6 protein-coding genes are annotated in these 5,305 nt (G+C 68.0%); 5 read left to right on the top strand and 1 reads right to left on the bottom strand.

The features are described 5' to 3' along the window. Window positions 1-341: 341 nt before the first annotated feature. Window positions 342-1,031 (top strand): response regulator, encoded by a 690-nt coding sequence (locus HLK59_RS47890; RefSeq protein ID WP_171147974.1) that lies wholly within the window; start codon window positions 342-344, stop codon window positions 1,029-1,031. Here HLK59_RS47890 and HLK59_RS47885 read toward each other — a convergent pair. After that, entirely contained in the window at window positions 1,015-1,572 is a 558-nt protein-coding gene (locus tag HLK59_RS47885; RefSeq protein ID WP_171147973.1) for a hypothetical protein, read from the bottom strand. The genes HLK59_RS47890 and HLK59_RS47885 overlap by 17 nt on opposite strands. A gap of 60 nt (window positions 1,573-1,632) precedes the next feature. Here HLK59_RS47885 and HLK59_RS52575 point away from each other — a divergent pair, with 60 nt between their 5' ends. The 4 genes from HLK59_RS52575 (at window position 1,633) to HLK59_RS47865 (ending at window position 5,281) form a co-directional block, all read left to right on the top strand. Continuing rightward, on the top strand, window positions 1,633-2,139 hold the full coding sequence (locus HLK59_RS52575) for a hypothetical protein (protein ID WP_346780000.1): 507 nt from the start codon (window positions 1,633-1,635) through the stop codon (window positions 2,137-2,139). A 72-nt stretch (window positions 2,140-2,211) separates the two neighbouring features. Continuing rightward, complete coding sequence (locus HLK59_RS47875) at window positions 2,212-3,594, top strand: extracellular solute-binding protein (protein WP_171147972.1); 1,383 nt, start codon at window positions 2,212-2,214, stop codon at window positions 3,592-3,594. Further along, window positions 3,591-4,451, top strand: coding sequence for a sugar ABC transporter permease (locus HLK59_RS47870; protein WP_171147971.1), 861 nt, complete (start codon window positions 3,591-3,593; stop codon window positions 4,449-4,451). Before HLK59_RS47875 ends, HLK59_RS47870 begins: the two co-directional genes overlap by 4 nt. Before the next feature lie 5 nt (window positions 4,452-4,456). Beyond that, the gene (locus tag HLK59_RS47865; RefSeq protein ID WP_171147970.1) at window positions 4,457-5,281 is read left to right on the top strand and encodes a carbohydrate ABC transporter permease; all 825 of its coding nucleotides are present in this window, start codon (window positions 4,457-4,459) and stop codon (window positions 5,279-5,281) included. Window positions 5,282-5,305 lie beyond the last annotated feature (24 nt).

Raw genomic sequence — 5,305 nt, 5'->3', positions numbered from 1 at the left:
GTCGGGGCCGAGCCGGCCGTCGGGAACATCGGGAGTATTGGGAGCGGGGCGGTGACCCGAGGCGCGGGGCAGGCCGGGGGCGAGACGGTGGTCGAGGGGCCGGTGTCCTCTCGGGTGAGCGAAGGGGGCGCTGCGCGGGAGGCCTCGCGGGGCGACGGAGTGGGGGCCGGGCGTGCGGTGGGCGCGACGGTGTCCGAAGATGCGTCGACGACAGGTGCCGTGCCGGCGGGGATCGAGCCGCGAACCCCGGGGCCGGAGGGTGCCGAACCGGAGGGCTCCGAGCGTGGGGCTCCCGCGCCGGAGGGCGCCGGTTCGCGGGGTACCGCTTCTGGAGGCGACGCATGACGAGTGAGCAGCCCATCCGTGTCCTGGTCGTGGAGGACGACCCGGTCGCCGCCGACGCGCACGTCATGTACGTCAACCGGGTGCAGGGCTTCGCCGCCGTGGGCAAGGCGCACACCGGGGCGGAGGCGCGGCGCCTGCTGGACCGTACGCCGGTGGACCTGCTGTTGCTCGACCTGCACCTGCCGGACGTGCACGGATTGCAGTTCGCCCGCTCCCTGCGCGCCGCCGGTCATCAGGCGGACGTGATCGCGGTGACGTCGGCACGGGATCTGACGGTCGTACGGGAGGGTGTCTCCCTGGGCGTCGTCCAGTACGTCCTGAAACCCTTCACCTTCGCCACCCTGCGGGACCGGCTGATCCGGTACGCCGAGTTCCACGCGGCGGCGGGTGAGGCCAGCGGGCAGGACGAGGTGGACCGGGCGCTGGCGACACTACGGGCGCCGGGACCGGCGGCGCTGCCGAAAGGGTTGAGCGCGCCGACGCTGGAGCGGGTCACCGTGGCGCTACGGGACTCCGGGGAGGGACTGACGGCCACCGGACTGGCGGAGGTCGTAGGAATCTCGCGGATCACCGCCCGCCGCTACCTGGAACACCTCGTGGACGCGGGGCGGGCGGCGCGGGCGCCGCAGTACGGGACGGTGGGCCGGCCCGAGTTGCAGTACCGGTGGGTCAAGGGCCAGCGCTGACCGGTTGGCCGAACGGCCGCGCGTAGAGCACGACTTGCACCCCGAGCCCGATGACGCCGAGCGCTTCGAGAACGGACAGGAAGAGCAGCCCGGCGCTGGTCTCACCGGCCGCCCAGTAGACGGTGAGCCCGGCGAAGGGCACGAGGCAGAAGGCCAGCAGATCGATCCCGCACTGGATGGCCTTGCGGGACCGGCGCCGGGAGTCGGAACGATGGGCGATCTCCCATCCGAACACGCCCTCCGCCTGCGCGAGTTGAGCGAGCCTGGGCCCGATGTCCTCCCGTACGTGCCTGCCGATCGCGGAGATCTTCTCGTCGTTGACGAGATACGTCCACCCGAGCACGACGCACACCGGCGGGAGCGCGAGCAGCATGTCCGGACGCTTCGCCTGCGCGGTCGCGGCGATGACCGCGGCGACGACGGTCAGGGTGACGTAGAGGAGGTTGTCGCGGAATCCGATACGGGTCTTCTGCTCGTCCTTGAGGCTCTGGTACTCGGCGAGGAGCAACTGCCCGACGGTGACGTCCTGTCGCTCCGACATCAGCTCTCCTTCGATCCCAACGGCATCCCCGCGCAGGTCACTTGGTCGTACCTTAAGGGGGTGACTCGACCCACTGTGGCGGTGTTGGCGGGTACACCGTGGTCGGTCGCCCTGGTGCAACTGGGCGAGGGAAATCTGACAGCCGCCGCGCTCACGGAGCGGGTGATGACGCGTCTGGAGCCGGAAGCCGTCTTCTTCGTCGGGGTCGCCGGGGGCCTGAAGAGCGACATCACGTCGGGGGGCGTGGTGGTGACGACCAAGGTGTACGCGGTGCACGGGCAAGGAGACGGACGAGGGTTTCCGTGTACGACCGGAGGCGTGGCGGGCCTCGCACCGTCTGCGGGCGGCAGCAGCAAACGACGCCGCCGCCATCGAGATGGAGGGCGCGGGGGTCGTCGCCTTCCGGAGCAGCACGTTCGACGGGGCGTTCGTGGGCAAGCGGGTGGAGCAGGGAGCGGTAGGCGCGGGTCCGTGCATGGGCCGGTGCCCGTCGCTACGGCCGCGTTGCAGGCGAGTTCACCGGGCCCGCCGAAGCCGCCGACGGCCAATCCTCCGCAGACTCATTGACCTGACTAGACCACTCCCCCTACGTTCACCGGGCAGCCACCCGGCCACCCCCACGTGAGCCCGTAGGAGGTCATGCCCGTGCGCCCCACCGCCGTCCGCTCCGTGCTCCCCACACTGCTCGCCGCCACCCTCACCGCCACCGCCCTCACGGCGTGCAGCTCCGGCTCCGGAAGCGATCCGGACACCCTGAAGGTCTCCTTCAAGCAATCCACCGACAACTCCGTCAAGGTGATGGACGAGTTCCTGGCCGGCATCAAGTCGCAGTTCGAGAAGGCGAATCCCGGCAAGAAGGTCGAGCTCGTCCCCATCAAGGCCCCGGACTCGGAGTACTACACCAAGGTCCAGCAGATGCTCCGCTCCCCCAAGACCGCCCCGGACCTGGTCTACGAGGACACGTTCCTCATCAACTCCGACATCACCAGCGGCTACTTGAAGCCCCTCGACGCCTACCTCGCCAAGTGGCCGGACTGGAACCAGTTCATCGACACCGCGAAGGCCGCGGCGAAGGGCGAGGACGGGAAGACGTACGGCGTCCCGGACGGCACGGACACCCGGGGCCTGTGGTTCGACAAGGCGATCTTCACCAAGGCGGGCCTCCCCACCGACTGGCAGCCGAAGACATGGGACGACGTCCTCGAAGCGGCCCGCACGATCAAAGAGAAGGTCCCCGACGTCACCCCCCTCAACGTCTACACCGGCAAACCCGCAGGTGAGGCGGCCACGATGCAGGGCTTCGAGATGCTGCTCTACGGCACGAACGACGGCACGACAGACCCCCTCTACGACACCGCCACCAAGAAGTGGATCTCCGGCGGCCAGGGCTTCCAGGACGCGCTGGCCTTCGTAGAGACGGTCTACAAGGACAAGCTCGGCCCGGACGTCGAGACCGCCCTGGACCCCAACATCCAGACCATCATCCGCGGCGACCTCCTCCCCAAGGGCAAACTCGGCATCGACCTGGACGGCTCCTGGCTCCCCCAGGACTGGCTCCCCGGCAGCGGCCACGAATGGCCGCAGTGGTCAAAGGAGTTGGGCCTCGCGTACATGCCCACGCAGAACGGCCAGGCCCCCGGCAAGGTGAGCATGTCCGGCGGCTGGACCTGGGCGATCCCGTCCAAGGCGGCCAACCCCGACCTCGCCTTCGACTTCATCAAGACGATGCAGACGAAGGCCAACGCCCAGAAGTGGTACGTCGCCAACTCCGGCATCGCGGTCCGCAAGGACGTCGCCGAGGACCCCGCGTACGCCGACGCCCAGCCCGGCATCAAGTTCTTCACGGACCTCGTCGCGAGCACGCACTACCGGCCCGCCTACCCGGCGTACCCGAAGGTCTCCACGGCGATCCAGGAGGCGATGGAGGGCGTGACGACGGGCGACATGTCGGTGGAGGAGGCAGCGAAGGCCTACGACGAGGAGCTCAAAACAGCGGCCGACAACCAAGTGATCGAGAAATGAGCTCACGCCCTGTCGTCCGGGCTCTCCCTCTCACCCCCGCCGTAGTCCTCCTGCTCCTCTTCCTCGGCGGACCCATCGCCTACTGCGCCTACATCGCCTTCACCGACCTCCAACTCACCGGCCAGGCCCAGGAGTCGTTCATCGGCTTCGAGAACTTCCGTACGGCGTTCGGCGACGAGGCGTTCCTGAACGCGGTGTGGCTGACGCTGGTCTTCACCGTCGTGTCGGCGCTGATCGGCCAGAACACGCTGGGCCTGGCGTTGGCGGCGCTGATGCAGCGCGCGTCGAAGCCGGTGCGCACGATCGTCGGCGCGGTGGTCATCTCGGCGTGGGTCCTCCCGGAAGTGGTCGCCGGTTTCCTCCTCTACGCCTTCTTCCGCCGCGAGGGCACCCTGAACGCCATCCTGGACTGGCTCCATCTCCCCACCCAGAACTGGCTGTTCACCCTCCCGATCCTCGCGGTGTCGTTCGCGAACGTGTGGCGGGGTACGGCGTTCTCGATGCTGGTCTATTCGGCAGCCCTGAACGAGATCCCGAAGGAGATCACGGAGGCGGCGGAGGTCGACGGCGCGGGCGGCTGGCGTCGCCTGTGGCACATCACCCTCCCGATGATCCGCCGCTCGATCGGCACGAACCTGATGCTGATCACCCTCCAGACGCTGTCGGTCTTCGGCCTGATCTGGGTGATGACGAGGGGCGGCCCGGGAGGCAAGAGCCAGACGCTCCCCCTCTTCATGTACGAGGAGGCGTTCCAGAAGAGCATGATCGGTTACGGCACGGCGGTGGCGCTGCTGCTTCTGGTGGTGGGCTCGCTGTTCTCGGTGGTGTACGTGCGTCTGCTCCGGACGGAGGTCTGACACCCATGGCATCCCGCAGATCCGTCAGCCACCGCCTCGCCGCCGACGCGGGCCTCCTGGTGGTGGCCGCCGCGTTCATGCTCCCGCTGGCGTGGGTGCTCCTGTCCTCGGTCGACCCGAACGCCAACCTCCGGGTGAAGCTGCCCGACGGCGTGACGCTGTCCAACTTCGACGCGGTACTGACGCCGGAGATCACCTTCACTCCGCTACTGAACAGTCTGCTGTTGTGTGGCGGGGGCACGTTGCTGACGGTGGTGTGCTCGGCGTTGGCCGCGTATCCGTTGTCGCGCTTCCGGTCGCGCCTGAACAGGCCTTTCCTCCTGACGATCCTGTTCGCGACGAGCCTGCCGATCACCGCGATCATGGTTCCGGTGTACGCGTTGTTCGTACAGGTGAACCTGATCGACACCATGCAGGGCACGATCTTCTTCTTCGCGGCCTCTCAACTCCCCTTCGCGATCTGGCTGATGAAGAACTTCATGGACGGCGTACCGAAGGAACTGGAGGAGGCGGCCTGGACGGACGGGGCGTCGCCGATGCAGTCCCTGATACGGATCGTGCTGCCGCTGATGGGGCCGGGGGTGGCGGTGGTGACGGTGTTCTCGTTCGTGATGATGTGGGGGAACTTCTTCGTCCCGTTCATGCTGCTGCTGACGCCGGATCAGATGCCGGCGAGCGTGAGCATCAATGAGTTCTTCGGGAACCGCGGGATGGTTGTCTATGGGCAGCTGGCGGCGTTTTCGGTGATCTATTCGACGCCGGTGCTGGTGCTTTATGTGGGGGCTGGCTCTTATACACCTCTTCCGCTCCCCACCCACCCCCGCGTGTAGGTCAAGGGCGTCGCCCGAGACATA

Origin of the sequence: Streptomyces sp. S3(2020), assembly GCF_013044505.1 — a bacterium.
GTDB lineage: Bacteria > Actinomycetota > Actinomycetes > Streptomycetales > Streptomycetaceae > Streptomyces.
Note: the sequence above shows the minus strand (reverse complement) of the source record. Positions and strands in the feature narration are given on the sequence as shown.

Excerpts from the sequence above, each read along its gene's own strand:
- HLK59_RS47890 (WP_171147974.1), top strand. The coding sequence starts at position 342 with ATGACGAGTGAGCAGCCCATCCGTGTCCTGGTCGTGGAGGACGACCCG.
- HLK59_RS47885 (WP_171147973.1), bottom strand. The coding sequence starts at position 1,572 with ATGTCGGAGCGACAGGACGTCACCGTCGGGCAGTTGCTCCTCGCCGAG.
- HLK59_RS47875 (WP_171147972.1), top strand. The coding sequence starts at position 2,212 with ATGCCCGTGCGCCCCACCGCCGTCCGCTCCGTGCTCCCCACACTGCTC.
- HLK59_RS47870 (WP_171147971.1), top strand. The coding sequence starts at position 3,591 with ATGAGCTCACGCCCTGTCGTCCGGGCTCTCCCTCTCACCCCCGCCGTA.
- HLK59_RS47865 (WP_171147970.1), top strand. The coding sequence starts at position 4,457 with ATGGCATCCCGCAGATCCGTCAGCCACCGCCTCGCCGCCGACGCGGGC.